Source organism: Streptococcus sp. DTU_2020_1000888_1_SI_GRL_NUU_041A, from assembly GCF_032387735.1.
Taxonomy (GTDB): domain Bacteria; phylum Bacillota; class Bacilli; order Lactobacillales; family Streptococcaceae; genus Streptococcus; species Streptococcus sanguinis.
In genome coordinates this window covers 1,141,654-1,167,160 of record NZ_CP135591.1, presented here as the reverse complement: position 1 = coordinate 1,167,160, position 25,507 = coordinate 1,141,654, and the positions used below count along the sequence as shown (strand labels likewise).

24 protein-coding genes and 2 pseudogenes are annotated in these 25,507 nt (G+C 43.1%); all 26 read right to left on the bottom strand.

Going from position 1 to position 25,507, the window contains the following annotated elements; genetic code table 11:
* Window positions 1-328 precede the first annotated feature (328 nt).
* The 26 genes and pseudogenes from RSK81_RS05640 to proB all read right to left on the bottom strand — a co-directional run bounded on the left by RSK81_RS05640 (window position 329) and on the right by proB (window position 25,485).
* Window positions 329-1,126, bottom strand: a complete 798-nt coding sequence (locus RSK81_RS05640; protein WP_161543198.1) for a formate/nitrite transporter family protein — start codon at window positions 1,124-1,126, stop codon at window positions 329-331.
* A 113-nt stretch (window positions 1,127-1,239) separates the two neighbouring features.
* Window positions 1,240-2,187, bottom strand: coding sequence for a homocysteine S-methyltransferase (mmuM, locus tag RSK81_RS05635; RefSeq protein WP_161543199.1), 948 nt, complete (start codon window positions 2,185-2,187; stop codon window positions 1,240-1,242).
* Between the two features lie 64 nt (window positions 2,188-2,251).
* A complete protein-coding gene (locus RSK81_RS05630) occupies window positions 2,252-2,950 on the bottom strand; it encodes a glucosaminidase domain-containing protein (RefSeq protein WP_011836915.1) in 699 nt (232 codons plus the stop codon).
* Window positions 2,951-3,097: 147 nt separating this feature from the next.
* A complete protein-coding gene (gene yihA, locus RSK81_RS05625) occupies window positions 3,098-3,685 on the bottom strand; it encodes a ribosome biogenesis GTP-binding protein YihA/YsxC (protein ID WP_002915299.1) in 588 nt (195 codons plus the stop codon).
* A gap of 10 nt (window positions 3,686-3,695) precedes the next feature.
* Entirely contained in the window at window positions 3,696-4,925 is a 1,230-nt protein-coding gene (clpX, locus tag RSK81_RS05620; protein ID WP_002895582.1) for an ATP-dependent Clp protease ATP-binding subunit ClpX, read from the bottom strand.
* A gap of 224 nt (window positions 4,926-5,149) precedes the next feature.
* The gene (locus tag RSK81_RS05615; RefSeq protein ID WP_002902864.1) at window positions 5,150-5,662 is read right to left on the bottom strand and encodes a dihydrofolate reductase; all 513 of its coding nucleotides are present in this window, start codon (window positions 5,660-5,662) and stop codon (window positions 5,150-5,152) included.
* 124 nt (window positions 5,663-5,786) lie between these two features.
* The gene (locus RSK81_RS05610) at window positions 5,787-6,626 is read right to left on the bottom strand and encodes a thymidylate synthase (protein ID WP_315687690.1); all 840 of its coding nucleotides are present in this window, start codon (window positions 6,624-6,626) and stop codon (window positions 5,787-5,789) included.
* Window positions 6,627-6,730: 104 nt separating this feature from the next.
* Window positions 6,731-7,690: an ROK family glucokinase gene (locus RSK81_RS05605; protein ID WP_125347798.1), complete on the bottom strand. Its 960-nt coding sequence runs from the start codon at window positions 7,688-7,690 to the stop codon at window positions 6,731-6,733.
* 112 nt (window positions 7,691-7,802) lie between these two features.
* Window positions 7,803-8,213 (bottom strand): GNAT family N-acetyltransferase, encoded by a 411-nt coding sequence (locus RSK81_RS05600; RefSeq protein ID WP_161543203.1) that lies wholly within the window; start codon window positions 8,211-8,213, stop codon window positions 7,803-7,805.
* Window positions 8,214-8,284: 71 nt separating this feature from the next.
* Window positions 8,285-8,873 (bottom strand): annotated as a pseudogene (locus RSK81_RS05595) (hypothetical protein).
* A complete protein-coding gene (locus tag RSK81_RS05590) occupies window positions 8,870-10,738 on the bottom strand; it encodes an ABC-F family ATP-binding cassette domain-containing protein (RefSeq protein ID WP_315687687.1) in 1,869 nt (622 codons plus the stop codon). Before RSK81_RS05590 ends, RSK81_RS05595 begins: the two are co-directional and overlap by 4 nt.
* Window positions 10,735-11,934, bottom strand: a complete 1,200-nt coding sequence (locus RSK81_RS05585; protein WP_002924865.1) for a CCA tRNA nucleotidyltransferase — start codon at window positions 11,932-11,934, stop codon at window positions 10,735-10,737. The genes RSK81_RS05590 and RSK81_RS05585 overlap by 4 nt, the downstream gene beginning before the upstream one ends.
* Window positions 11,931-12,698, bottom strand: a complete 768-nt coding sequence (gene dapB / locus RSK81_RS05580; protein ID WP_002924866.1) for a 4-hydroxy-tetrahydrodipicolinate reductase — start codon at window positions 12,696-12,698, stop codon at window positions 11,931-11,933. Before dapB ends, RSK81_RS05585 begins: the two co-directional genes overlap by 4 nt.
* A gap of 41 nt (window positions 12,699-12,739) precedes the next feature.
* On the bottom strand, window positions 12,740-13,588 hold the full coding sequence (locus RSK81_RS05575; RefSeq protein WP_002924867.1) for a DegV family protein: 849 nt from the start codon (window positions 13,586-13,588) through the stop codon (window positions 12,740-12,742).
* A gap of 2 nt (window positions 13,589-13,590) precedes the next feature.
* Window positions 13,591-13,965, bottom strand: a complete 375-nt coding sequence (locus RSK81_RS05570; RefSeq protein ID WP_002915309.1) for a DUF1149 family protein — start codon at window positions 13,963-13,965, stop codon at window positions 13,591-13,593.
* Between the two features lie 125 nt (window positions 13,966-14,090).
* Window positions 14,091-16,053: pseudogene (locus RSK81_RS05565) on the bottom strand (fructose-specific PTS transporter subunit EIIC).
* Window positions 16,050-16,961, bottom strand: coding sequence for a 1-phosphofructokinase (gene pfkB, locus RSK81_RS05560; RefSeq protein ID WP_023916176.1), 912 nt, complete (start codon window positions 16,959-16,961; stop codon window positions 16,050-16,052). The pseudogene RSK81_RS05565 and the gene pfkB overlap by 4 nt, the downstream one beginning before the upstream one ends.
* Window positions 16,958-17,701 (bottom strand): DeoR/GlpR family DNA-binding transcription regulator, encoded by a 744-nt coding sequence (locus tag RSK81_RS05555; protein WP_002924872.1) that lies wholly within the window; start codon window positions 17,699-17,701, stop codon window positions 16,958-16,960. Before RSK81_RS05555 ends, pfkB begins: the two co-directional genes overlap by 4 nt.
* 170 nt (window positions 17,702-17,871) lie before the next feature.
* Window positions 17,872-18,855, bottom strand: a complete 984-nt coding sequence (locus RSK81_RS05550) for a CPBP family intramembrane glutamic endopeptidase (RefSeq protein WP_002924874.1) — start codon at window positions 18,853-18,855, stop codon at window positions 17,872-17,874.
* A gap of 13 nt (window positions 18,856-18,868) precedes the next feature.
* Window positions 18,869-19,498, bottom strand: coding sequence for a TIGR01906 family membrane protein (locus RSK81_RS05545; RefSeq protein WP_002924875.1), 630 nt, complete (start codon window positions 19,496-19,498; stop codon window positions 18,869-18,871).
* Window positions 19,491-20,261, bottom strand: a complete 771-nt coding sequence (locus tag RSK81_RS05540) for a TIGR01457 family HAD-type hydrolase (protein ID WP_002924876.1) — start codon at window positions 20,259-20,261, stop codon at window positions 19,491-19,493. Before RSK81_RS05540 ends, RSK81_RS05545 begins: the two co-directional genes overlap by 8 nt.
* A complete protein-coding gene (locus tag RSK81_RS05535; protein ID WP_002924886.1) occupies window positions 20,258-21,013 on the bottom strand; it encodes an acyl-[acyl-carrier-protein] thioesterase in 756 nt (251 codons plus the stop codon). Before RSK81_RS05535 ends, RSK81_RS05540 begins: the two co-directional genes overlap by 4 nt.
* A 3-nt stretch (window positions 21,014-21,016) precedes the next feature.
* The gene (hemW, locus tag RSK81_RS05530) at window positions 21,017-22,147 is read right to left on the bottom strand and encodes a radical SAM family heme chaperone HemW (protein ID WP_002924887.1); all 1,131 of its coding nucleotides are present in this window, start codon (window positions 22,145-22,147) and stop codon (window positions 21,017-21,019) included.
* 138 nt (window positions 22,148-22,285) lie between these two features.
* Window positions 22,286-23,089 (bottom strand): pyrroline-5-carboxylate reductase, encoded by an 804-nt coding sequence (gene proC, locus RSK81_RS05525; RefSeq protein WP_002924889.1) that lies wholly within the window; start codon window positions 23,087-23,089, stop codon window positions 22,286-22,288.
* 2 nt (window positions 23,090-23,091) lie between these two features.
* On the bottom strand, window positions 23,092-24,354 hold the full coding sequence (locus RSK81_RS05520) for a glutamate-5-semialdehyde dehydrogenase (RefSeq protein ID WP_315687684.1): 1,263 nt from the start codon (window positions 24,352-24,354) through the stop codon (window positions 23,092-23,094).
* Window positions 24,355-24,375: 21 nt separating this feature from the next.
* Window positions 24,376-25,485, bottom strand: a complete 1,110-nt coding sequence (gene proB / locus RSK81_RS05515) for a glutamate 5-kinase (protein WP_032912457.1) — start codon at window positions 25,483-25,485, stop codon at window positions 24,376-24,378.
* Window positions 25,486-25,507: the final 22 nt, after the last annotated feature.

Here is a 25,507-nt window from a genome sequence, read left to right as displayed (position 1 = left end):
ATCCTTTTATAACATATTAACCTACACTCTATTATAGATTACTTTGATTGTTTTGTAAATCAATTTTAAAGATAAATACGAACTTTTAATTATATTATAATTTTATAGTTCGTGTTTAGAAAGTTTTACCAATGTCAAATAAAAAACTAGAGGAATTTCATCTCATTCCTCTAGCTATTTGATTAACTTCCAACAAACTGCTCTGTAAAGAGATTTATGATTGTAAAGTAGCTTATCACAAACAAATAACAATGGGTTATCAAATTTGTCCACAAGGTTCTATTTATTTAAGGAGACATCAAAAAAAGGATTCGAAAATCCTTTTTTGTCAGTCCACATAATTACTTTCTTCCTTATTAAACCAAGCGTATGGCAAACCTATGAGTAGGCCACCACCAATGAGGTTGCCGATAAAGGTTACGCCCCAATGGCGAAGGATATTTCCAATACTAAAATTTTGCACTTCCGCTGCTGCTGAGCTGAATTTCACGATAGCAAAGGAAGCAAAGTTGGCTGCCAAGTGTTCGTTAGTCAGGAATACAAACATATAAATGGCTGATATAACTAAGAAGAGCTTAGCTGTACTATCCTTGACCAAGACGAAGGAAAGAATAGCAATATTAACAAAGATATTGGCTAACACTCCCTCGAGCAGAATCAACTCATTAGATCGAGCAAGCTTCATCTGAACAACACCAGAAATGAAACTATCTTTGCTAAGCCCTGCATAAGCAGCCGAGTTAGCAAAGAGCCAGCCGGCAATCAAAGCGCCAATCAGATTGAAAAAGGTACAATAAAGCAAAATCATCAAGGCTTTTTTCCAGTCAATCTTCTTCAAAAAGGTACCAGCAGTCAGAAACATCATGTTGGAAGTCACCAATTCTGCATTTAGAAAGACAATGTAAGCCAATCCCCAAGCAAAGATGAAAGGAAAGAGAAAGCGCCCAGTTCCTGGAACAATCTTATTCGTCAAATCTGCCGCAATGGCTCCAGCCCCAGTACTAAAGGTTAGGAAAGCTCCAGCAAAAATGGAACGAACGGCATACTTGGCCTTGCTTGTATCAAACAAAGCTTCTTTTTTGCGGCAAGCTGCTTCAATTTTAGGGATAAATGTCGATTCAGGCATAAAAAATTCTCCTATTAATGTAAACTATGTATAGTATATCACAAAGTTCTTGCTTTTGATAGCGTTTTCGAGAACCTTTTTAAATTTTCTAAAAAAGATTTGAAAATCTATTTTCAAACCTTAAATCCTTTTGCTAACTGAGCAATATCTTCTGGCCGTGTTCGACAGCAACCGCCAAAAAGCCGCACTCCTTGATTTTTCCAAAGTTTACTATTTTCCAGCAAACTCCGCTCCTGCTCTGGATCATCATGCCAAGTCTTGGTCAAGCCATTATAAGTTTCGCCAGAGTTTGGATAGGTCAGAAAAGGTTTGTTGCACACTTGTCCAAGCCCATCTAATAAAGGAGCAATTAAATGTGGAGCTGTACAATTAAAACCAACTGCCAAGACTTGTGGGCTTTCTTGAGCCAAATTCCCTAATTCCTCAATCTTAGTGCCATCTGATATGGCATTCTCCGACTGGGCGACAAAGGACAAATAAGCCTCAGCCTGCGGAAATTCCTCAGCTAAAAGTCGGAGGATTGCTGTCGCTTCTGCCCCATTTGGAATCGTTTCAATAGCCAGCAAGTCACTCCCAGCTTCTAGTAAAGCTTGGATACGTGGACGGTGAAAATCTCGATATTCTTCCTCACTCAGCTGGTATTTTCCCGTATACTCCGAACCATCAGCTAAATAGGCAGCATAAGGCCCTACTGAGCCTGCAACCAGAGGACAAGGTCGCTGCTTCTGCTCTTCTGGAGATAATCCCGTCCAGACATTTTCGATTGCCTTTTGTGCTAAGAAGACTGTCTCTTTTAAAAGATTATAAGCCTTTTCAGGAGTTAGTCCTGCCTCTATAAATGCTGGAATGCTGGCCTGATAACTGGACGTAGTGATGATATCACTGCCAGCTCTCACATAGCTTTCATGCACATCTTGAATAATCTGAGGCTGGTCTAATAGGTATTGAGCGGACCAAAGCTTACCAGATACATCATAACCCAGGCTTTCCAACTCTGTACCCAAGGCACCATCTAAAATAATAATTTCTTGCTTGTCAAGTAAATCTTTAAATTTTCCCATAAAATACTCCTAAAAATCTACGATTAAACATAAAAAGAGGTCTCCCTCTTTTTTGTTTTCTAAATTAAAATCTATTCGCCCAGGCAGTATCGACATCCAAGATATCTTGAGTAGTGTATTGCTGACGATAGGGATTGTAAACGATATAGCCAGCACCAGACTCATAGAGTGGTGAATCAAAGCGAGTCAAATCATATTTTTCAATAATATAATTTAATTTAGCATTATAGCTAGTATCTGTCGCATAGACACCAGTCAGGGCAGCTGTTGCATCCTGATAGGTTGGCGCATTACTCTTCCATGCACCTGCAAAATGCCCCTGCTTGAGAACCGCAACATAGTCTTGCAGAGACTCTACATAGCTAGGATATGAACGGAAACTGTCGTTGATGGTATAAGCATTTCCCTCTCCGTCATCTTCCCAAGTCTCCATATTAGCAGACTGACCATCATAGTTACCTTTGATACCGAAAAGGTTATAATGAGGCTCACCAGACAGACCAGACTGTCCTGAACCACTTTCCAAAATAGCCTGTGCAATCATAACAGAGGCATAAAGATCATTGTCCTGTCCCAACTGACGCGCTGGCTCACCGATTTGTGAGATGAAATAGTCTGTTTGATTCATAGGCTGCTGGTCGCTATTATTGGCACTAGCAGGATTAATATGCTTTGCCAAGACAAAACCAACAGCAATCGTTGTTGTCATGATGAATAAAGCTGAAAGGATTCTCTTACCTTTTTTTGAAATTCTCTTTTTCACAGCACTTCTCCTGAATAAGATGTTAATGATACCATTGTAACATACTAAAGATTAAAAAAACACTATTGATAATTTACAAGTATATGACATTTTTCGTTTTATTTCAAAAAATCCAACTCAAAAACGAGTTGGATTTAATTCGTATCATTAAATTTTTGACAAAATCGCATCCCAAGCAGCATCTAAGCCATCCTTGGTGACTGAGGAAAAAAGAATGAAATCATCATTTTTATCAAAGTCAAGCTTTTTCTTAATAGCTGACTCGTGCTTATTCCATTTTCCGCGAGGGATTTTATCAGCTTTGGTCGCTACTAGAATAACTGGAATGTCATAATATTTCAGAAATTCATACATTTGCACATCATCTGCGCTCGGATCATGACGAAGATCAACAAGGCTGACAACCGCTCTGAGATTTTCACGACTGGTCAGATATTCCTCAATCATCCGGCCCCATTTTTCACGCTCTTTTTTAGAAACACGGGCATAGCCATAACCTGGCACATCGACAAAACGCAGCTTATCATCAATGTTGAAAAAGTTTAACAGCTGAGTTTTTCCAGGTTTTCCAGAAGTTCGCGCTAAATTCTTGCGATTAAGCAGTGTATTGATGAAGCTGGACTTTCCGACGTTTGATCGGCCAGCCAAGGCAATTTCTGGAATATCATCTTGAGGGTAATGCGATTTATTGGCTGCACTCAGCAAAATCTCTGCGTTGTGGGTATTGATTTCCATAAGCACCTCGTTAGGCAGTTTCTAGAATAGGCTTATCTGTTCCATCTACTGCTTCTTTGGTAATGCGGACAAGTTTGACATTTTCCTGACTCGGAACTTCAAACATGACATCCATCATAGTTTCTTCAATGATAGAGCGAAGACCGCGAGCACCTGTTTTACGTTCAATCGCTTTATTGGCAATCTCCTGCAGAGCATCCTCGTCAAATTCAAGTTTAACATCATCATAAGATAGAAGTGCCTGATATTGCTTGATAAGTGCATTTCTAGGCTCTTTCAGAATCCGGACCAAATCATCAACTGTCAGCTGCTCCAGAGCAGCAAAAACAGGCAAACGGCCAATCAACTCAGGAATAATCCCAAACTTTTGAACGTCTTCTGAGATAATTTCCTGCATGTAGGAACTATCTTCGTCGATTGCTCGGTTGTTCTGACCGAAACCAATGATTTTCTCACCCAGACGCTGTTTTACGATTTCTTCGATACCGTCAAAAGCACCGCCAACGATGAAGAGAATGTTCTTAGTATCAACTTGAATCATTTCCTGCTGCGGATGCTTGCGTCCACCTTGCGGCGGTACACTAGCTACTGTTCCTTCGATAATCTTCAGCAGAGCTTGCTGAACTCCTTCACCCGAAACATCACGGGTGATCGAGACGTTTTCGCCTTTTTTAGCGATCTTGTCAATCTCATCGACATAGATAATGCCGCGTTCTGCGCGCTCAATATTAAAGTCAGCCGCCTGCAAAAGCTTGAGGAGGATATTTTCCACATCTTCTCCGACATAACCAGCTTCAGTCAGAGCAGTTGCGTCCGCAATGGCGAAAGGCACATTGAGGCTGCGAGCCAGAGTCTGCGCCAGAAAGGTCTTACCCGACCCAGTCGGGCCGATCATCAAAATATTTGACTTTTGCAGTTCCACATCTTCTTCTTCACGGCTGTCGTGGTAGTTAATACGCTTGTAGTGATTATAGACCGCTACTGCTAAGGCACGCTTTGCTCGGTCTTGCCCGATAACATAGTGGTTCAAGATGTTCAGCAGCTCCTGAGGTTTTGGTACCTCAGACAGATCTGCCAGCACTTCCTCGGCTAACTCTTCACGGATGATTTCCTGCGCCAGTTCCACACATTCATTACAGATGAAGGCATTATTTCCAGCAATAATCTTCTGAACCTCATCTTGGTTCTTCCCACAGAAAGAACAAAAAACCATCATATCATCATTACGACTTGTAGGCATTGTTTACTCCAATTCTAAAATTCTAAATCTATTTATTTTCTTTCGTACATGTTAAAAAAGTGTCATATAAAAAGCATGAATGGAATTTACCAAGTTTGTAAAAGCATTCAGCAAAAATAAAGCTGCCAGTCCAAACCGCTTTTTCCGAAAGGTTTGAACGGCACAAATAAGACAAATGACACATAAAAAGGCCGTAAAAAAACCAAAAATACTACGTTCCATTCTTACGAGTCCTTCCTTTGGTATCTTTTTATAGTAAAATCATAAGGATTCTTTTCATCTTTGGCATGAAATTCACTGCTAACTTCCTGATAAGGAGCCCAGTCAAATGTCTCAGGAAAATAGGTATCTCCTTCCAACTTAGCAGCAATCTGAGTCTGAATCAATTCTTCCAAATACGGTTCAAAAGCCTTGATAATCTGCGCACCGCCGATAATATACAAGTTTCTATCTTGCTTGTGGTACCAATCCAAGACATCTTCCACATTGCTGAACAGTAAGACATTTTCATTGTCAACTTGATAGTTCTTGTCCCTGCTCAAAATCAGACTAATCCGATTTGGCAAAACCCGACGCTGCAAACCATCAAAGGTCACACGGCCCATCAAAATAGCATGTCCAGTAGTTGTAGCCTTAAAATGCTGCAATTCTGCTGGTAGATGCCAGGGCATGACCTTGTCTTTTCCAATCAGACCACCCTCTGCCTGAGCCCAAATGGCAATAATCTTCTTTGTCATCCTTTTATCCTTTGTATTAGTAACTCTATTCTATCAAATTTGCTGTAAAAAGGCATGTTTAAAGTATGATTCAAGCAGAACTTTTGCAGAGGTTGGACGTTTTCGCATACACTTATCAAAATCGTTAAATAGCCAAATCAAACTTCAGCTGAGGTTTAACGGGATTATAGTCCAGCAACTCAAAATCTTCTGCTTTGATATCAAAGAAATTGGTTCCATCCGGAACATTTAACACGAGCCTAGGGTGACAGTCGCTAGGTTCCCGACGCAATAGCTCCTCCGCCTGCTCGAACTGATTGTCATAGATGTGCAAGTTATTGATAAAGTAAAAGAACTTACCGACCTTCCAGCCAAAATGCTTGGCAATCATCATCTGCAAAGCCACATACTGCATAGCATTGATATGGTGCGCAACCAACATATCATTTGAGCGCTGAGTCAGAGTTGCATCCAGATAAATGTCTCCATCTACACGCCGAACGTCAAACATGGTTTGAAAAGCGCATGGAAGCAGGCCGTCTGTTTCTTCAAAAGCTTCATAATCCCAGAGAGAGATGATATTGCGGCGATTCCAAGGATTAGCCTCCAGCTGTTGAAGGATTTTATTGATAATATCGTGCTTCTTAACAACGGCTCCGTAGCGTTGGCCAATAGTTCCCGTATCGCCAACTTCCCAATCATTCCAGTAGTGAACATTATACTTGTCATTGAGCAATTCCAGGCTATTGGACTGGTCTTGATAGATCCAAAGGACTTCCTTGATGGCAGACTTGATGGCAATAGGGCGCAGAGTCGTGATTGGGAATTCTCCCTTGCTCAAATCATATTCCGTAAAAGAACCAGTGATATATTTAGAATTGGCCACATTTCCATTCTTGTAGCGCGGACGGGCATTTTCAGAAAAAACACCCTGCTCCATAATTTTTTTAATATTCTCTTTGAAAATCGTATCTGCTAGCGTCATGATTTCTCCTTCGTTCAGTGAGCTTTTTCTAGTATAGCAAATTTTCCATAAAAATTCTCCTACAGACCTTTCTGCAGGAGAACAAATGAAGCATACTTGTTGAATTATTGTAAGACCAATGAAGCTGCCCCGATAACACCGGCATCATTTCCAAGAGTAGCCAAGGCCAACTTGGTTGAAGTACGAACCTGCGGGAAGCTATTTTCTTCATAAACCTTGCGCACGCCATCAAGTAAGAAATCACCCGCAGCTGATACGCCACCTCCGATAACAATTGTAGATGGGTTGAGAATAGAGCCGATATTAGCACAGGCAATTCCCAGATAGCGCGCGAAATTGCGATAGACAATCAGAGCCAGCTCATCGCCCTCTTTCGCCAAGTCGAAGACAACCTTTGCATTGACATCTTCACCATTGTCGATCAGTTTTTTCAGCTCAGCATCACCAGCATACTCATCAGCATAGCGACGAGTCAGATTGACAATACCAGTCGCGGATGCAACTGTCTCTAGGCAACCTTTCTTGCCACAGGTACACAGAATTGGCTGATCAAAGTCAACAGTGATGTGGCCCAACTCTCCTGCTGCTCCAGCAAGTCCATGCAAGAGCTTACCTTCGGCAACAATTCCTCCGCCAACACCTGTACCTAGTGTCATGAAGACTACATCAGGCTGGTTTTCTCCAGCGCCCATCCAGCGTTCGCCCAAAGCAGCAACGTTAGCATCGTTGTCAATATAGAAAGGAATCCCAGTCGCTTTTTCAATCTTATCCTTGACTGGCTGCAGCGTCTTCCAATTGAGGTTGTAAGCACCAATAACAGTGCCCTTTTCTCGGTCAACAACTCCTGGCGATCCCATACCAATTCCGATAAAATCCTCTGCTGAAAGCTGAAGCAAGTCCAAACGATGCAGGATTGACTCAATCATATCCTCTACGATGTGGCTTCCTTCGTCCAAAATATTGGTTTTAATGGACCATTTTTCTTGAATTTCGCCCTCTGAAGTCAAAATAGCAAACTTAATAGATGTTCCACCAAGGTCAATTCCGATTATTTTTTTCGACATGATATTCTCCTCTGTGTTTTATTTATCATCATTATATCAGATTTTTTCAGTAAGGAAAAGGTTTGCATAAAGAAAAGTGAAAATCGAATTCTTCTTTATTCCTAAAGTAAACTCACAAGTCTTTTGTATAATAATATCTTTCACCAGTATAGGGATATTCTTTCAACGCGAACACTTCTGTATAGCCGTGCTTTTTATAAAAATCTGGGGCTTGAAACTGATATGTGTCTACAAATGAATATTTGCATTTCCTTTCTCTGGCTTCCTGTTCAGCCCTACACAGTATTTTTGAGCCTATGCCTTGCCCTCGTAAATCTTCGCTCACATACAAATACTCAATCTCCAGCCAATTACCAAAAGTTTCGGCCGCCATACCAGCCAGCAGATTTCCTTGTTCGTCTTCTACATAGATGTTAAGAGGTTCACTTTTGGAGGGCTCTCTCTTTGATTGATTGTAGGATCTGATTAAATTTCCTAGTTCTTGAGTTTTCTTTGAGTCGGTATTTTCCAATCTTAGTTTCATAGATGCCTCCGTTCCATCTCTAAAGGTTTTAGATTCACAGTTTATGAAACTGTTCGGACTATACCTTCACCTTAAATATCCTTCTGACTTGCTTGCCATTGATTATGGTAATCCATCATCGTTTCATAAATATATTTTGGTTTCTCTTTTTTTCAATAACATAAGAGTAATTTCTAACGGTTCAGGAATACCAAACTTATATCTTTTGCTCTTTCTAGAAGCAAGCCTACTTCTCTTCAAAACCGCAGGATCCACTGAATGAAAACAAATCGTCAAAATATGACTCTTATTGAATAATTGATATTTTGCATAATGTCGAATACGTTCAATTCTATAGTCTATCCTCTGGATTTCTTCCCAACTATAAAACGAAACTTCTCTAAAAAGAAGGGGTTTAAAGTAAAAACCCTGTTCCGTTAGACGAAGAAAACGTTTATCCCTAAACAAACAAATCCATACCAAAATAGAAAGAAAATCAAAAACAATTGTACCTATCACTAAAAACATTTTTTCAATCACAGAAATATTGGAGTCGAATAATAGGTATCCATTTTTAGATGGTAATACAAGAACTGTAGTCATAAAGACAGCAAGAGCGCTCGCCGATATAGCTAAGATGATTATCTTCAACCAGCTCTGCCTAAACACTACTTCTTTCATCCGTCTAACCCACTTAGGTATTCATAGCGCTCGTATTTTTCCAGCAGTTTCTCGTTCTGCTCATCCAGTTCTTGCTGGAGTTGAGACAGGCGAGCAAAGTCAGAGCCATTCTCCTGCATGGCCGTTTCATTCTCAGAAATCCGCTCCTCCAGCGCCTCGATATCGGCCTCAATGGACTCCCACTCCTGCTTTTCAAAGTAGCTCATACGCTTTTTCTCCTCGCGCACTTTGGCCGATTTTTCCTTTTCCGACTTTTGAGAAATAGCAGAGCTTTCTGCAAGAAAAGCTTTTTCATCTAAGTAATCTGTGTAATTTCCGAAAAACTCTCTGATACTTCCATCTTCAAAAGCCAAAATCTTGCTGGCTACCTTGTCTAGGAAATAGCGGTCGTGGCTGACTGTAATGACTGGCCCGGCAAAGCCTTGCAGAAAATTCTCCAAGACCGTCAGAGTCGCAATATCCAAATCATTGGTCGGCTCATCAAGAAGCAAGACATTCGGCTTTTCCAAGAGAAGCTTGAGCAGATAAAGTCGCTTTTTCTCTCCACCAGAAAGCTTTTCGATTAAAGTCCCATGAGTAGAACGAGGAAAGAGAAATTGCTCCAAGAGTTCTGCAATGGAAGTCGTTCCACTGCCTATCTTGACTTCCTCAGCCACTTCTTGCAGATAATTAATGACCCGCTTAGACTCATCCAAGCCCTCAATCTGCTGAGAGAAATAGGCCACTCGGACTGTCTCTCCGATAATGAGCTGGCCAACCTGAGGCTGGAGTTTACCGGCAATCAGATTGAGCAAGGTTGACTTGCCGACACCGTTATCTCCGACAATCCCAATGCGGTCCTTGTTCTGGATCAAAAGACTGAACTGATAGAGAATAGGCTTCTGATCATAAGCAAAGTCTACATTTTGAAACTCGATGACCTTCTTACCGATACGGCTGGTTTCAAAGTTCATTTCCAGATTGCTCTCAGTCGTCTGGCCTGCCAAATCTTTCTTGAGGTCATGGAAACGATTGATACGAGCCTGTTGCTTGGTTGCCCGAGCCTGAGGCTGCCGTCGCATCCAAGAAAGCTCCTGCTTGTATAACTGCTGCTTCTTATGAAGCAAGGCCGCATCCCGCTCATCCTGCTCTGCTTTAAGACGGACATAGTCTTGATAATTTCCCTGGTATTCAATCAAGCGACCGCCATCCAGCTCAAAAATCCGTGTCGAAATATTATCCAAGAAATAGCGGTCGTGGGTGATGAAAAGCACGGTCTTCTTTGAATTTTTCAAGAAATGCGTCAGCCATTCAATGGTATCAATATCTAGGTGGTTGGTCGGCTCGTCCAGTAAGAGCAAATCTGCATCACCTAAGAGAACCTGAGCCAGCTGAACTCGGCGACGAAGGCCTCCTGATAGCTGACCAACCTTAAGTGACAGATTTGTCAGACCAAGCTTGAACAGAACCGTCTTGACCTGGCTTTCGATTTCCCAAGCATGCAGCGAGTCCATCTCGGCCATAACCGCTTCTAGCCTAGACTGCTGACTTTCATCATAAGCCGTCAGGAGTAGCTCGTACTCTCGAATCAACTGCATTTCCCGTAAATCACTTGATAGAACAGTGTCAAGCACTGACTGCTCTTCATCAAAATCAGGCTCCTGAGTCAGATAAGCAATTTTATAGCCTGTCTTAGCAGAAAAAGGGCTGACATCTCCGTCAAAGCCTGACTTGCCCGACAAGACATCCAGCAGCGTTGTCTTTCCTGTTCCATTGACACCAATCAGACCAATCCGGTCTAGATCATGAATGATAAAGGAAATATCCCGAAAAACAGTCTTATCTCCTACTGATTTAGTTAGCTTATCAACGATAAAATCGCTCATTTCTTCTCCTCGATATAAGCATAAATGGCCTCTAAGTCATTAGGTAAATGGCCATCTACAATAGCATATTCCAACTCTTTCAGAATTTGACCCAGTTTTGGTCCTGGCTCAAAGCCGAACTCCCGCATCAGCATGCCGCCATTGACCACCATTTCCTGCTTGCTGTGAATAGTCATACTGGCATCAAGATTCTGAATCGCAGAGAAATCAACTGCCAAACCTTGCGCCTGCCGAAGCTCTTCTGCTTGTAGCAATAAGTCAATATCATAGTCATAGCAGTCGCGCTTGGTCAAGTCTCGTTCTGAGCGGATGGCCGCAATCTCAACCAAATCTTCTACTTTCTTGGCAAATTCACGAGAGGTCTTCCATTTTTTTAGAAAGCCTTTGACATTTTGCACATCCAAGGCCAGTAAAAGAGCTGCCCAAGCCTGCTCAGATGCTGAAAAGCGAAAATCTGAAGCCAAGTCAAAGAGCCTTTCTAACTTAGCTCTGCTTTCCTTCAAATCTGGCAAAAATTCTATGGCACCGCTTGTCAAGAGTGCCTCTAAGCCTTTGCGCCAAAACGGAGCCAACAAGAGCTTGTCAAACTCGATAAAAATTCGTTCAACCGAAATCTTTTCAAGCAAGGGAGCACAATCCTTCATAGCCGCAAAAGTATCTTGCTCCAGGTCAAAATCCAAGGCAGCTTGAAAACGAAAGCCCCGCATGATGCGGAGAGCATCTTCATTAAAACGCTCAGCAGCCGTCCCAACAGCCCGCAAAATCCGATTTTCCAAGTCATCCAAGCCTTGAAAAAGATCGATGACCTGGCCGTTTTCATCCAAAGCTAGAGCATTGATGGTGAAATCGCGCCGCTTAAGATCTTCTTCCAATGAGCGCACAAAAGAAACCTTGCTGGGCCTGCGGTAATCCACATAGACATCCTCGGTCCGGAAAGTAGTCACTTCGTATTCACGGTTATTTTCCAGAACTAAGACAGTTCCATGCTCAATCCCCACATCAACTGTCCGTTCAAAGATACGCTTGGTTTCCTCAGGATAGCTGGAGCTAGCGATATCCACATCGTGAATAGGTCGCTGCAAAAGGGCATCTCGAACAGAACCCCCAACGAAATAAGCTTCAAAGCCAGCCGCTTTTATCTTCTCTAATACTGGCAAAGCCTCCTGAAATTCAGAAGGCAGAGTTTCTAATCTCATAGTAAATGTTCCAATCCATAGACTAATTCTGAGCGTTTGACAACTTCTTTAATAGCGAGATTAACTCCTGTCATAAAAGAAGCGCGGTCATAGGAATCATGCCGCAGTGTCAATCCCTCTCCTTGGCTGCCGAAGATTACTTCTTGGTGGGCAACCAGACCAGGCAAGCGAACTGAATGGATACGCATGCCATCGAAATCAGCTCCGCGAGCGCCAGCTATAGACTCTTCCTCATCAGCAGCTCCCTGCTGCTTGCTTGGTCTGACTTGGCTGATGAGCTCGGCTGTCTTGATAGCTGTCCCACTCGGTGCATCCTTTTTCTGGTCATGATGCAGTTCGATAATTTCTACATTAGGGAAATACTTGGCTGCCTGAGCCGCAAACTGCATCAGCAGAACGGCTCCCAAGGCAAAGTTTGGTGCAATCAATCCGCCCAGCTCCTTTTCCCTAGACAATGTGATTAACTCTTCCAACTGCTCAGGAGTAAAACCTGTCGTTCCAACCACTGGGCAAAATCCCTGTTCCAGAGCGAAGTGAGTATTGTCATAAGCTACTTTAGGGGTTGTAAAATCAACCCAGACATGGGCTTCCATTTCAGCCAATTCTTCCTTGGCATTGAAGACAGGAATACCTGCTACTTCTTTTTCATCCGTAAAAAGATCCAGAAGTCCAACTAATTCTAGTTCTGGATCTTCTGTTACCATTGTATAGGCTGCTTGGCCCATTTTCCCTTTAAAACCAGCAATAATAACTTTGATACTCATGTTTCTCCTCCTTACAGAGACAGGCTCAGATATTCAGACAATCAAATCACAGGAATATAAGCAAGTGCAACGCTGCCCTCACCCAAGTGTGTCCCGATGACGCTACCAAAGGTTGCGATAGGAACTTCACCAGTAATACCACTGTCTAGCAGATTCTGCTGAAGCTCAGCTGCTTTTTCTGGCGCATTGCCATGGATAACCATAATCTGATAAGCACTGCCTGCTGTTCTTTCTTGGACAAGTTCCAGCATACGCTTGGTTGCCTTCTTCTCCGTCCGAATCTTTTCAAAAACCTCTATCACACCATGATCGTTAAAATACAGAATAGGCTTGATGCTGAGCAGATTTCCCAGAATAGCTGCGCCGTTAGACAGGCGTCCTCCTTTGACCAAGTGGTCCAAGTCGTCCACCATGATAAAGGCGCCGGTGCCATCAATCTGCTTCTGGACATTAGCTAAAATTGTTTCAAAATCTAGGCCTTCTTCTGCCCATTCTAGAGCTGATTGGGCCATGATACCGAGCGGAGCGCTGGTAATCTTAGAATCCGGAAAGGCGATTTTCAAACCGTGAAATTCATCTTTCAGATACTGAATATTTTGATAGAAACCAGAAATTCCGCTAGATAGAAAGAGCCCCAGAACATGGGTATAATCTTTGCCATCTAGAATGGTGAGAATCTCTTCTAACTCAGCAATGCTAGGCTGACTGGTCTTGGGCAGTTCATCTGACCGAGCCATCTTTTCATAAAATTCACTAGCTGTTAAGTTTCTGCCTTCGACATAAGACTCACCGTCAATCACGACCGGGATGTCCAAAATAAAAAGATTTTCGTTCTCTAGCAGGGAATCCGGCAGATAGGCCGATGAATCTGTGATAACCGCTAACTTCATGATTAAAACTCCAAATTAATGCCCGGCAAATCTAGAGCAATTTCTGTCACTTCATAAGTCAAGCGATTGAGCATGGTTAAGCAAGGCCGAGCCAGCTCTTCTACTTCATCGTGGTCAAATTCGCTCGGTTCCTCAATAAGACGACCGTGAATGTGGTTGGCTTGCGAAATAGTTCCGCTGATAACAAAATTTTCAAAAACAATCATAAAGGTCAAAATCACAATCAACGAAGTTGTGTGGGCTTCGACATCTCTTTTGACCAATTGGAAATTCACATCAACCTTGGTTTCAGGTGTTCCATTTTCTTTTTCCCACTCAAAATTTCGGGCGTCAAAATGGTACTGACTAACAAATTCTTTTTCGCGCTGTATATTCATTTTTATTCTCCTAAAAATATGCGATAGGCTCATTATACCATATATCGAGTGAAGTTTCCATGCTAAAATTTGCAGGCCAGAAAACACAAAAAAGAATCTCACTGACAAGCGAGATTCTTTAAATATTATTTTTTAAGTGGTTTGCGCAGGTAACCAAAGATAATACCGCTGACTACTGCACCAATCAATACATATACCAAGTAAAGGATTGGATTGTTTGTCAATCCGATAACGAAGATTCCTCCATGAGGAGCCATGAGCTTGATACCAGACAAGCCTACAAGAGCACCTGTAAGAGCTGAGCCTACGATAAAGCTTGGAATAGCACGAGCTGGGTCAGCAGCTCCAAAAGGAATCGCTCCTTCTGTGATGAAAGATAGTCCCATGACGATGTTTGTCAAACCTGAATCACGTTCTTCTTCAGTGAATTTATGTTTGAACAAAAGAGTTGCAATAAATACTGCCAAAGGCGGAACCATACCAGCTGCCATAACCGCTGCCATAACAGGAGAACCACCAGTTGAAACAGTGCTTGCAAGTGTACTAGTACCAAATACGTAAGCAGCCTTATTAACCGGTCCACCCATATCGACAGCCATCATACCACCGACTAAGAGACCAAGAAGAACCGCAGAGCTTCCGCTCAGACTTGCCAAGAAATCGTTCAAGGCCGTATTGATTGCTGACATTGGAATATTGACCGCCAACATCACAAATCCAGTCACAAGAACACCCAGAAGAGGCAAGAGCAAGATTGAACGGATACCTTCAAGTGAACGAGGCAGGCCTGCAAGAAGCTTGCGAAGAAGCAGGATAATACCACCGGCTAAGAATCCTCCTACCAAAGCTCCAAGGAAACCAGATGATACACCAACTAAATCAAGAGTTTTCTGACCGCCTTCAGCATAGGCAACAGCACCAAATGATGCACCGCTGCTCGCAATTGCACCAGCTACGAAACCAGAAAACCAGACCTGGCTTTTCAGCGATTGAATAAGCGATATAACCAGCTAATACCGGCAACATGAAACCAAATGCTGCTCCACCAATTGCTTTAAACTGCGCTGCAATCTCATGATAACTTCCTAGATTAGAAAGCTGATCTTTTGGCACACCCAAAATCTGATCCAGCAAGAATGCAATGGCAATCATAATACCGCCACCAATAACGAATGGCAACATTTGGGAAACACCGCTCATCAAGTGCTTGTAGAAAGCACCACCCAGGCTAAGCTTTTCATTGCTTGATTCCGCAGCACCACCACCGTTAGCCGCCTTGTAAACCTCTGCATTTCCAGAAAGGGCTAGTTTGATGAGTTCTTCTGTCTTACGAATACCATCAGCAACCGGACGATTGATCAACGGCTTGCCGTCAAAGCGATTCATTTCTACCGCTTTATCAGCAGCAATGATAACAGCTTTGGCATTTTTGATATCTTCTGCTGTCAGCTTATTCCCAACACCACTAGCACCGTTGGTTTCAACCTTGATGCCGACACCCATTTCAGCTGCAACCTTCTGTAAAGCCTCTTGAGCCATGTAGGTGTGTGCAATCCCTGTCGTACAAGCTGTTACAGCTACAAGGAAGTCTCCCCCCTCATTGGCAGGTTCGACAACAGCAGGTTCTTCCGCTTTTTCCGAAGCTTGGTCAAAGAGCTCAATCACCTGATCAGGCGAAGTCACTTGACGCAATTTATCCGCAAAACCATCCTTCATCAAGTATTGAGACAATTCAGCCAAGGCCGCCAAGTGAGTGTCGTTAGCACCTTCTGGAGCTGCAATCATGAAGAAAAGGTCAGTTGGCTGGCCATCCAAACTTTCATAATCGACGCCTTTATTTGACTTGGCAAAAAGGACAGTCGCTTCTTTCACTGCAGTATTTTTGCTGTGAGGCATAGCGATTCCATCACCCAGGCCTGTAGAAGTCAAGGCTTCACGAGCCAAAATCCCTTCTTTGAAAGTCTCGAAGTCTGTCACATAACCATGATCCACTAGGCTCTGAATCATTTCTTCGATAACAGCTTTTTTCTCTGTTGCCTGCAAGTCTAGCAACATCACATCTTTTCTTAGTAAGTCTTGAATTTTCATATTTTTTCTACCTCTACTTTTTCATAGATTTCTTTTATATAATCAGCTGTCGCCAAATCATCTGAGAAGGTGGTTGCTGTTCCGCAGGCCACTCCCCATTTGAAGGCTTGAATAACATCGCCAGAGCGGACAAACTCTCCAGTAAATCCAGCCACCATAGAGTCGCCAGCACCAACAGAATTTTTCACATTGCCCTTGATAGGTTTAGCGAAGTAAGTACCCTCCTGAGTTACAAGCAAGGCACCGTCGCCAGCCATGGAAATGATGACATGCTGGGCACCCTTGGCTAAAATTTGACGAGCATAACTCTCAATCTGATCCAAGCTTTCGAGCCTGACTCCGAAAATATCACCTAGTTCGTGATTATTAGGTTTGACCAAAAGCGGCTCAAACTCTAAAGAATCCAGTAGCGTCTGACCTTCAAAGTCACATACAACTTGTGCTCCCGTCTTTCTGGTTAAGCCAATCAGCTCCTTGTAGACAATATTACCTAAATTTTTAGGACTGCTACCTGCGAAGACTACCGTATCTTCCGAGGTCAGAGAAGAAAGGAATTTCTCCAGTTCTTCTAGTTTCTGACTGGAAATTTCTGGACCAGGTCCGTTAATTTCTGTCTCAGCATCTGCTTTAATCTTGACATTGATACGAGTATCCTGCTCAACTTCTACAAAATGGCTGGAGATTCCTTCCTCTTTCAGAGTATCTGTGATGAACTTGCCAGTAAAACCACCGATAAATCCAGTCGCTGTATTCTCAATACCTAGACGTTTGAGAACTCGGCTAACATTGATACCCTTTCCGCCAGCGAATTTGTCGTCACTGTCCATCCGATTGACGCTTCCTATAAGGACCTTGTCCAGACGGACAATATAGTCGATGGAAGGGTTTAGTGTGACAGTATAAATCATACTTCAATCACCTCCGTTTTTTCTTTGAGCGCTTGAATCACTTCTGATTCATTTTGATTAGTAATAATGCTTGCTTTGGCAAGAGGAGCAACCTTGACAAAGGACGTCTGTCCTAGTTTAGAAAGATCAGCCAAGACATAAGTCTTCTTAGCGTTCTCTAAAATCGCTCTTTTGACAGCTCCTTCTTCCATATCTGGAGTGGTAAAGAAGCCATCGTCAATGCCATTCATTCCAATAAAGGCTTTATCGAAATTCAACTGACCGATTTGATTTAGGGCAACACCGCCAATGCTGGCATCTGTTGAGCGCTTGACCTTTCCGCCGATAATGACTGTCGGGATATTGCGCTCCACCAACTTGGTCGCATGGTGAATGGAGTTGGTGACAACAGTCACTCTAGGGTCATGCAGCTCATTGACTAAGAGCTCATTGGTTGTCCCAGCATCAATAAAAATCACATCATATTCTTGAATCAAACTTGCTGCCATCTTGGCAATAGCTGTCTTTTCTTGAATGCTTTTGATAGATTTTTCCTGATTACTCTCCTCTTCTTGTAGAAAATGAAGGCTCTCGGCTCCACCATGAACTCGTCGCAGTTTATGCTCGCTCTCCAACTCATCCAAATCTCTTCTAATAGTTGATTCTGAAGTGTTTAAAGCATGTACTAGATAGTCTAAGGAAACAAATTTTTCTCTTATGACTGTCTCTAGAATAACCTGCTTTCTTTCCGACTTCAGCATAAAGCACCTCCTTTGAAATCGTTTACGATTATTATTATACCTCTTTAATTTTCAATGTCAAGCATTTTCTATCAAAAACTTTCAATTTCTATCTTTTTACCGAACAAAAAAAGAGCTGGACTATATCCAACTCCTTACATATCGTTGCATAACTGCCAAATAAAAGGCAATTAGCTATTATTAATCAATGATACAAGATAGGCTGCCATGACAGGCAGAAAAGTTCCAAGAAAAGTAAACACAACCAGAACCCAGAACCAGACTGACTTAAAAGCCTGTCGGTAGGTCCCTGGGAGCGAACGATTGGCGTCAATGTATTCCTTAAATTTTGGCCATTTCAAAATTAAAAGCAAAAGAAATACTGTGCTGCCAGCGATTAATAGGCCGTAAAAAACGATGTTAACAATAGGCTCTGGAGCTTTTTTTGAAAGAAAAGCTATACCTTCTGCTATGACAAAGTTATTGAGAGCATGAAAAATGATAGACCAGATAATCGAATACTCAAAAGCGATATAACCAAAGCCCAAACCAATCAAACTAGCAAAATAAAACTGATAAAGATTTTCGTGAAAGAGACCAAACAAAATCGCAGTCAGAAGAATGGCAAAAATCTTTCCATGCTTCTCTAACGCTCGCAATCCAGCACCTCTAAAAATAATTTCCTCCGTAACTGGAGCCATCAAGGATGAATAAATCAGCATGGTCAGTGTTTCAGAACCGCCGCCTCCTGATTCCATACTAGAAAGATCTAGATTGAAGAGTTGCATGATTGCCTGCATCATCTGATTGACAACAGCTGTAAACATTTGGGCAAATAAAAGGAAGCAAATCATATAAAAGAAAACTTTAGGAGTCATCTTCCGCCCCTTGCGACGAAGGTCGTATTTAAAGAGCTGCTTGCCCCGAGACACCGTAAAAGTAAGAACACCGAGACAGGAAGCTAGAATATAGGCTCCTCCGTCCTTTTCCATGAATTTGGTAACAATGTCTTGCGTCTTTTGAATGTCCATACCTTGTCCTGGCATGATGACAAAAAAGGCAACAAATACGTAAATGAAGACAGCAGCAATCATGACCCATAAATAAGTAAAGCAAGTCGCTGAAAATCGTCCTAGATCTTTTTTAGGATTTAAAGGTTCTGGTATATAATACATAAAATCTCCTATATTAAGTTTGCTCTTTACTCTTTCTGCTCAGGAAATACAAGGTCAAAAAGATTCCCTCATAAAGCAAAGCAAAAAGAATAAAGGCGTGCATGAAAAATTCTTCTGGCAGAATCCAAATGACTGGATCCTTGGCTGGATCAAACATCCAGGTATTATCTCCTACAAAGAGAACTTGATGAAAGAGTGTAAAAAAACTGTTAAAGCCAATCAGAAAAGCCAGTACACCTAAGGCAAGCGGCAAAAGACTAATCACTAGAAAAGCCCGTCTGTAGAGACCTAAAAATCCCTTTTTGACCACTTTTTTGATAAAGAAGATCAAAGCCGGCAAAGTTATTAGAAAAATAGCTTGCGCCAAGTGAAAAAGATACTTGACCGCCTGAAAATGATGCAACCCTGCTGCTGACGAACGAAAATCTGGCATCGCCAGCTTTTGACTAAAAGGATTGGTCAGGTAATTCATCAAAATATTAAAATTATACTGAATGGTCTCTGCTTTCAAATACACCTTATCTGGCAAGTTGAAATAAGAAATCTCCATCGGATATAAGAGCCAAGCCAGATAAATGGTTAGTAATATCGCTGCTGCCAGCAAGCACAAGACGCTGGCTAAAAATCTCAACTTATCACGCATCGAAGTCCCACTCCGCTAGACTGGACAAGACATGCGTCGGTTGGATCGGCAGATTTGGCACTTCTTCTGGTAGGGTAAAACCTGTCGTAACCAGAAGGGTCGGAATCCCATTGTCGATTCCCGCTCGAATATCTGTCAGATAGTTATCACCCACCATGACCACTTCTTCACGCGCCAACCCTAGATGCTCTATGGCTTTTTCCATGATGATGGCATTGGGCTTGCCGATAAAGGTCGGTTCAACCCGAGTGGCTGCTTCCAAGAGGGCATTGATAGCACCCGCTCCTGGCTGCAGACCTCGCTCAGTCGGAATATTAAGATCTGGATTGGTCCCGATAAAGTGAGCACCTTTTTGAATGACCAGAGTCGCTATTGTCAGCTTCTCATAGTCCACTTCCCAGTCCAGACCCACTACTACATAGTCAGGATTTTCTGTATCCTCTATATATCCAGCTTCTTCAATGGCATGTTTAAGCCCGACATCACCGATAACGTAGACTTTCTTGCCCAGATTTTTCTCCTCCATATAGTCAATGGTAGCTAAAGTAGCTGTGTAAATAGTCTCTAGTGGCGTCTCAATATTGAAATTTTCAGTCAGCATGGTCTGCACTGCTTCTGGCGTGCGAGTAGTATTATTGGTCACGAAAAGATAAGGAATCTTGCGCTTCTGCAACTCATGCACAAAAGCTTCACCAGCCGGAATCCGACTCTTGCCCTTATAAATCGTCCCGTCTAAATCAATCAAATATCCTTTATAAGTCATTTCTGCTCTTCCTCATTCTCATGTTTAAACTCTTGCCAGGTAACCAAAGCCTGGGCATTGACTTCGCCATCACTGGAAATCTGGTGATTGCTCTGCAGACCTTCTAGGTCATAGCTAGAAGCAATCATGCCGCCTGGTCGGACTTCCTTGACATACTTAAGGTGGACTTTCTTGGGAAGGTGCTGGGTGAGGAAATCTGCACCCATGACCTCAAAGATCCAGTCCAGATACTTGCTATTATTGACATGTCCGTTCATATCCAAGTCGTAAAAGCGCACATGGTAGTCCTTGCTGACAGGATTTTTCAAGTCTGGATATTTGGGACCGCGCAGTAATTTCTTGGAAAACTCTGATTGATATGGCGCTACAATCTCCGGATCAACGGCACGAACCTTGCGGCTATCTCGATCCATAAGAACAAAGGTTGCCTTCATCTGTATAATGGCTTCACCCGCTTCATCAAAAATCGTAAAGCGACGGTAGCAAAAGAGCCGATTATAAGTTAAGGCTTCTGTTTCGATAGTAATCTCCTCTGCAAATCGTGGCAGACGTGTCACATCAATATCATAGTCCGTGATAATCCAGACTAGGTTATACCGCTCCAGCATATCCTTGTCACTGACGCCAAGCTCGATTGACTGCATCCCCGATACCTGCAAGGACAGCAAGATGACATCCGGCAGCTTGATATGGCCATTCATATCTGCCATATCAAAAGGAATTTTCATTTTCATTTGATAAGTTAAGCCCATGATTTACTCCAATATAAATTTCTCAGCAACCGTATCGCCCAAAAAGAGACCTTGTTTGGTCATACGCACAATGTTTCTGTCAGGCACTAGCAAACCCTGCTCAGTCAGTTCAGCCACAATAGCTCCATACTGTTCTTCAAAGGATATACCAAATTTTTCCTCGAAGCGTTTTTTTGAAACACCTGACTTCTTACGCAAGCCCAGAAACATCTCTTCTTCCATCTGTTCTTTCAGCGTCAGCACTTCTTCCTGCACACGGGCATTGCCCGCTTCCACCGCCTGCAGATAATGGCGAATTGGCCCGTGGTTTTTATAGCGGACACCATTGACATAGCCAGACGCTCCCGCTCCGATACCATAATACTCCGCATTGTTCCAATACATGAGGTTGTGGCGGCTCTCAAAGCCTGGCTTGGAAAAGTTTGAAATCTCATAATGCTCGAAGCCGGCCTTTTCCAGCTCAGCTATAATGTAGTCAAACATCTCCGCTTCCAAATCTTCTTTAGGCAGAGGCAGCTTCCCTCGTCGCATTCGATTCATGAAGACCGTATGATTTTCCAAAATCAAGCTATACAAACTCATGTGAGGAATGTCTAGGGCAATAGCCTTGGCTACGTTGATTTTCACATCTTCCATTGTCTGCTTGGGCAGGGCATAAATCAGATCAATCGAAATATTGTCAAAACCCGCTTTTTTGAGATTGGCAATATTCTCATAGATGTCCTTTTCCAAGTGACTGCGACCAATCTGCTTGAGCATGCGGTCATTGAAAGTCTGTACGCCCAGCGAAACCCGATTGACAGGTGAGTCTTTGAGTACAGCAATCTTCCCCTGGTCCAAATCCCCAGGATTGGCTTCAATAGTCAGCTCTTCTAGATAAGACAAGTCCAGCTTGTCTGTCAGCTTTTCCAGCAAAAAAGCCAACTGACACGCCGATAGAGCGGTCGGAGTCCCACCACCGATATAGAGGGTACGGAGCTTTTTGATGTCGTAAGAATTATACTCCTCAATCAAATGCTCCAGATAACTATCTACCGGCTGATTTTTGATAAAAACCTTGGAAAAATCGCAGTAATAACAAATCTGAGTACAAAAAGGAATGTGCACATAAGCAGAAGTCGGTTTGGTTTGCATAGTACTTATTATACCACAGTTTTAAAGAGAGGACTTATTTGATTATCAAACAAAGAAAAAAAGAGTGATCCTGTAAAGACAAAAATTGTCCTCGCATGTCACACCCTTTCTATAATCTAAAAAAATTGAAGATCTAAATCAATTATTCCCCAACTCCTGCGTCCTCTTGTAGGCAGCTTGAACGGCATCCATGACCGTTCCTCGAAAGGCATTTTCTTCCAGACTAGCTACCCCGGCGATGGTCGAACCGGCCGGACTGCAGACTTGGTCTTTGAGCTGGGCAGGATGTTGCCCACTCACTTGGCTAAGTTTGGCAGCGCCTAAGAGAGTTTGATTGGCCAGTTCAAGCGATATATCACGACTAAGTCCTGCTCGCACACCAGCATCCGCTAAAGCCTCTATAAAGAGATAGACGAAGGCTGGTCCACAGCCAGCAAGAGCAGTCGCTGCATCCAACTGTTTTTCCTCTAGTTTGATCAAAAGTCCAGCCGAAGACAGAAGCTCATGCAACAAATCTTCGTCCGCTTGATTCGCTTCTGGGGATAAAGCATAGGTAATAACACCCTCGGCAACAGCTACTGGTGTATTAGGCATGATTCGAATCCAACGATGCTGGCTAGATGTCAATTTTTCTAATAGCTCTAAGCTCAGACCAGCAGCCATCGAAACCAGCAGAAGAGACTCGCGTTTTTCTAGAATTTCCTGATAATCAGCCAGCAAGTCAGCAAATTGAGCTGGTTTGATTCCCAGAAAAATAATTTCTGCCTGAGCAAAAACTTCTGCATTACTAACCGGTTGTTCACCAACTTCCGCAGCAATCTTTTCAGCCTTGTTTCTACTTCGGTTGGCTAATAATAATTCACTTCTAAATCTTTCCTCTTGGGCAACTAGGCGGGCGAGACTGCCACCCATATTTCCCAGACCGATAAATCCAATTTTCATCTTTATTTCCTCACTTGACCATCCCCTTGAATGACATACTTATAGCTGGTCAACTCTTTCAGTCCCATAGGACCTCTGGCATGCAGTTTCTGAGTAGAAATCCCCATTTCGCAGCCGAGTCCAAATTGACCGCCATCTGTAAAACGGGTTGAAGCATTGACATAAACGGCCGCACTATCGACCTGCTCTGTGAAATAAGCTGCCGCTGAATCGTTCTCCGTCACAATGGCATCCGAGTGATGGGTGCTGTGAGCCTCAATATGCTCCACCGCTTCTTCCAGCGAAGAAACCAGCTTGACCGCCAAGATATAGTCTAAGAATTCGGTATTAAAATCTTCTGGTCTAGCTTGCGAGCCCGAGATATACTGAGCTGCTTTCTCATCCAAACGTAATTCAACAACTTTTTCTTGCGCAACATCACAATCTGTCACCAAAGTCTTCTGCAAACGTGGCAAAAATGCTGCTGCAATCTCTTCATGAACCAGCAGTACCTCCATGGCATTGCAGACAGAAGGGCGACTGGTCTTGGCATTCTCAATAATCGCCAAAGCCTTGTCTTGATCAGCATCCTTATCTACATAGACATGGACAATTCCAGTACCTGTCTCAATAACTGGCACTGTCGCATTTTCCACGACCGCCTGAATCAGTCCAGCACCTCCGCGAGGAATGAGTAAATCAAGATAGCCCTTGGCCTTCATCATAGCCTGAGCAGAAGCCCGACTGGTATCAGAAACCAACTGGATACAATCCGGCGAAATCTCCGTCTGAACCAAGCCTTCTTTCAAGGCTGTGACAATAGCTAGCGCTGTCTGATAGGCATCCTTGCCGCTTCTGAGGACGACTGCACTACCACTCTTTAGAGCCAGAGCCGCAGCGTCAGAGGTGACATTAGGCCGACTTTCGTAGATAATCCCAATCACGCCCATGGCCACCCGCTTCTTACTGATGACAAGGCCGTTATCAAGCTCGGTTCTTTCCAAGACTTGCCCTACGGGATCCTCTAAGTTAATCAGCTGACGAATACCCTCTGCCATGGCAGCAATGCGATCCTCGTCCAGATAGAGGCGATCCAGCATCACATCTGAAATCTTACCTTTAGCCGCTTCCATATCCAATTCATTGGCTGCTAAAATATCCGCACGAGAAAGCCAGAGCTGCTTTGCCATTTCTTCTAGAGCATGGTTTTTCTCAGCTGTTGTGGCCGTATTAATTGTCTTCTTGACCTTCTGAACCTTTTCAAAAATCGCTTGTGTTGAGGTCATCGCTTCTCCTTTCCTCGTCTTCTAAAATTCTGCAAATAAATCATTCAACTCCGGCGTCAAAGAGATCCAGTCATCCCGATGAATGACAACACCCTTAGGCTTATTGGACTTGAGCATATCTTTAAGAGCAGACTTGCCAAAACGCACGCGCCCTTTACCAAGAATAGCTCCACTGCCTTCTTCATAAACCGTCACCGTATCTTGATAGGCAAAGCTACCCGATACAGATACAAGACCAGACACCAACAAACTTTTTCCCTTATTTCTGAGAGCATCAGCTGCTCCTTGGTCTACATAGATTTCCCCTTGACTTTTAGCATAGAAAGCAAGCCATTGCTTCTGCGTTTTTAGACCCTTTTCCTGGGCTAAAAAGAGACTGCCATCCTTGGTTTCCTCCGCAGCTTCCTGCAGAGCATCGGTCTTGAGCGAGGAGCAGATATAGACCGGAACACCAGACATGGTTGCCAACGTTGCTGCCTTAATCTTTGTCAGCATGCCACCAGTTCCGTTGCTCGTTCCTGCACCGCCAGCCATATCAATCAGCTCAGAGCTGATCTTCTCAATCTTTTCAAGCCGGCGGGCATCTGGATTGTTAGAGGGATTGGCTGTGTAGAGTCCATCTACATCAGTCAAAAGCACCAAGAGGTCCGCCTGAACCATGGCTGCTACTTGCGCACTCAGTGTATCATTATCTCCGACCTTGAGCTCCTCGATGGCCACCGAGTCATTTTCATTGATGATAGGAATAGCGCCGCGATTCAGTAAGACAGATAAGGCTTGATGGGCATTCTTGTAACGCCGCTTATCTGCAAAATCATCCTGGGTCAAAAGAATCTGAGCAGAAATGATTTGCTTCAAAAGAAGATTAGTTGTATATTCCTCGAGGAGCAAGCCTTGTCCAACCGCAGCTGAAGCCTGTTTATCCGCCACCTTGGTCGGTCGCTTTTTAAAGCCCAGAGAAGAAAAACCTGCCGCAATAGCTCCTGATGAGACCAAGATTAACTCATGCCCCGCCTCATGGAGGAGTGCCAACTGCCGAGTAATTTCCTTTACCTTGGCGCGTGACAGACTGCCATCTGCGTTGGTCAATGACGAAGTCCCCACCTTAAATACGATTCGCTTTGCTTTCATTTCCTTTTCCTTCACTGCTAGA

Excerpts from the sequence above, each read along its gene's own strand:
- RSK81_RS05640 (WP_161543198.1), bottom strand. The coding sequence starts at position 1,126 with ATGCCTGAATCGACATTTATCCCTAAAATTGAAGCAGCTTGCCGCAAA.
- mmuM (WP_161543199.1), bottom strand. The coding sequence starts at position 2,187 with ATGGGAAAATTTAAAGATTTACTTGACAAGCAAGAAATTATTATTTTA.
- yihA (WP_002915299.1), bottom strand. The coding sequence starts at position 3,685 with ATGGAAATCAATACCCACAACGCAGAGATTTTGCTGAGTGCAGCCAAT.
- clpX (WP_002895582.1), bottom strand. The coding sequence starts at position 4,925 with ATGCCTACAAGTCGTAATGATGATATGATGGTTTTTTGTTCTTTCTGT.
- RSK81_RS05615 (WP_002902864.1), bottom strand. The coding sequence starts at position 5,662 with ATGACAAAGAAGATTATTGCCATTTGGGCTCAGGCAGAGGGTGGTCTG.
- RSK81_RS05610 (WP_315687690.1), bottom strand. The coding sequence starts at position 6,626 with ATGACGCTAGCAGATACGATTTTCAAAGAGAATATTAAAAAAATTATG.
- RSK81_RS05605 (WP_125347798.1), bottom strand. The coding sequence starts at position 7,690 with ATGTCGAAAAAAATAATCGGAATTGACCTTGGTGGAACATCTATTAAG.
- RSK81_RS05600 (WP_161543203.1), bottom strand. The coding sequence starts at position 8,213 with ATGAAACTAAGATTGGAAAATACCGACTCAAAGAAAACTCAAGAACTA.
- RSK81_RS05590 (WP_315687687.1), bottom strand. The coding sequence starts at position 10,738 with ATGAGCGATTTTATCGTTGATAAGCTAACTAAATCAGTAGGAGATAAG.
- RSK81_RS05585 (WP_002924865.1), bottom strand. The coding sequence starts at position 11,934 with ATGAGATTAGAAACTCTGCCTTCTGAATTTCAGGAGGCTTTGCCAGTA.
- dapB (WP_002924866.1), bottom strand. The coding sequence starts at position 12,698 with ATGAGTATCAAAGTTATTATTGCTGGTTTTAAAGGGAAAATGGGCCAA.
- RSK81_RS05575 (WP_002924867.1), bottom strand. The coding sequence starts at position 13,588 with ATGAAGTTAGCGGTTATCACAGATTCATCGGCCTATCTGCCGGATTCC.
- RSK81_RS05570 (WP_002915309.1), bottom strand. The coding sequence starts at position 13,965 with ATGAATATACAGCGCGAAAAAGAATTTGTTAGTCAGTACCATTTTGAC.
- pfkB (WP_023916176.1), bottom strand. The coding sequence starts at position 16,961 with ATGATTTATACTGTCACACTAAACCCTTCCATCGACTATATTGTCCGT.
- RSK81_RS05555 (WP_002924872.1), bottom strand. The coding sequence starts at position 17,701 with ATGCTGAAGTCGGAAAGAAAGCAGGTTATTCTAGAGACAGTCATAAGA.
- RSK81_RS05550 (WP_002924874.1), bottom strand. The coding sequence starts at position 18,855 with ATGTATTATATACCAGAACCTTTAAATCCTAAAAAAGATCTAGGACGA.
- RSK81_RS05545 (WP_002924875.1), bottom strand. The coding sequence starts at position 19,498 with ATGCGTGATAAGTTGAGATTTTTAGCCAGCGTCTTGTGCTTGCTGGCA.
- RSK81_RS05540 (WP_002924876.1), bottom strand. The coding sequence starts at position 20,261 with ATGACTTATAAAGGATATTTGATTGATTTAGACGGGACGATTTATAAG.
- RSK81_RS05535 (WP_002924886.1), bottom strand. The coding sequence starts at position 21,013 with ATGGGCTTAACTTATCAAATGAAAATGAAAATTCCTTTTGATATGGCA.
- hemW (WP_002924887.1), bottom strand. The coding sequence starts at position 22,147 with ATGCAAACCAAACCGACTTCTGCTTATGTGCACATTCCTTTTTGTACT.
- proC (WP_002924889.1), bottom strand. The coding sequence starts at position 23,089 with ATGAAAATTGGATTTATCGGTCTGGGAAATATGGGTGGCAGTCTCGCC.
- RSK81_RS05520 (WP_315687684.1), bottom strand. The coding sequence starts at position 24,354 with ATGACCTCAACACAAGCGATTTTTGAAAAGGTTCAGAAGGTCAAGAAG.
- proB (WP_032912457.1), bottom strand. The coding sequence starts at position 25,485 with ATGAAAGCAAAGCGAATCGTATTTAAGGTGGGGACTTCGTCATTGACC.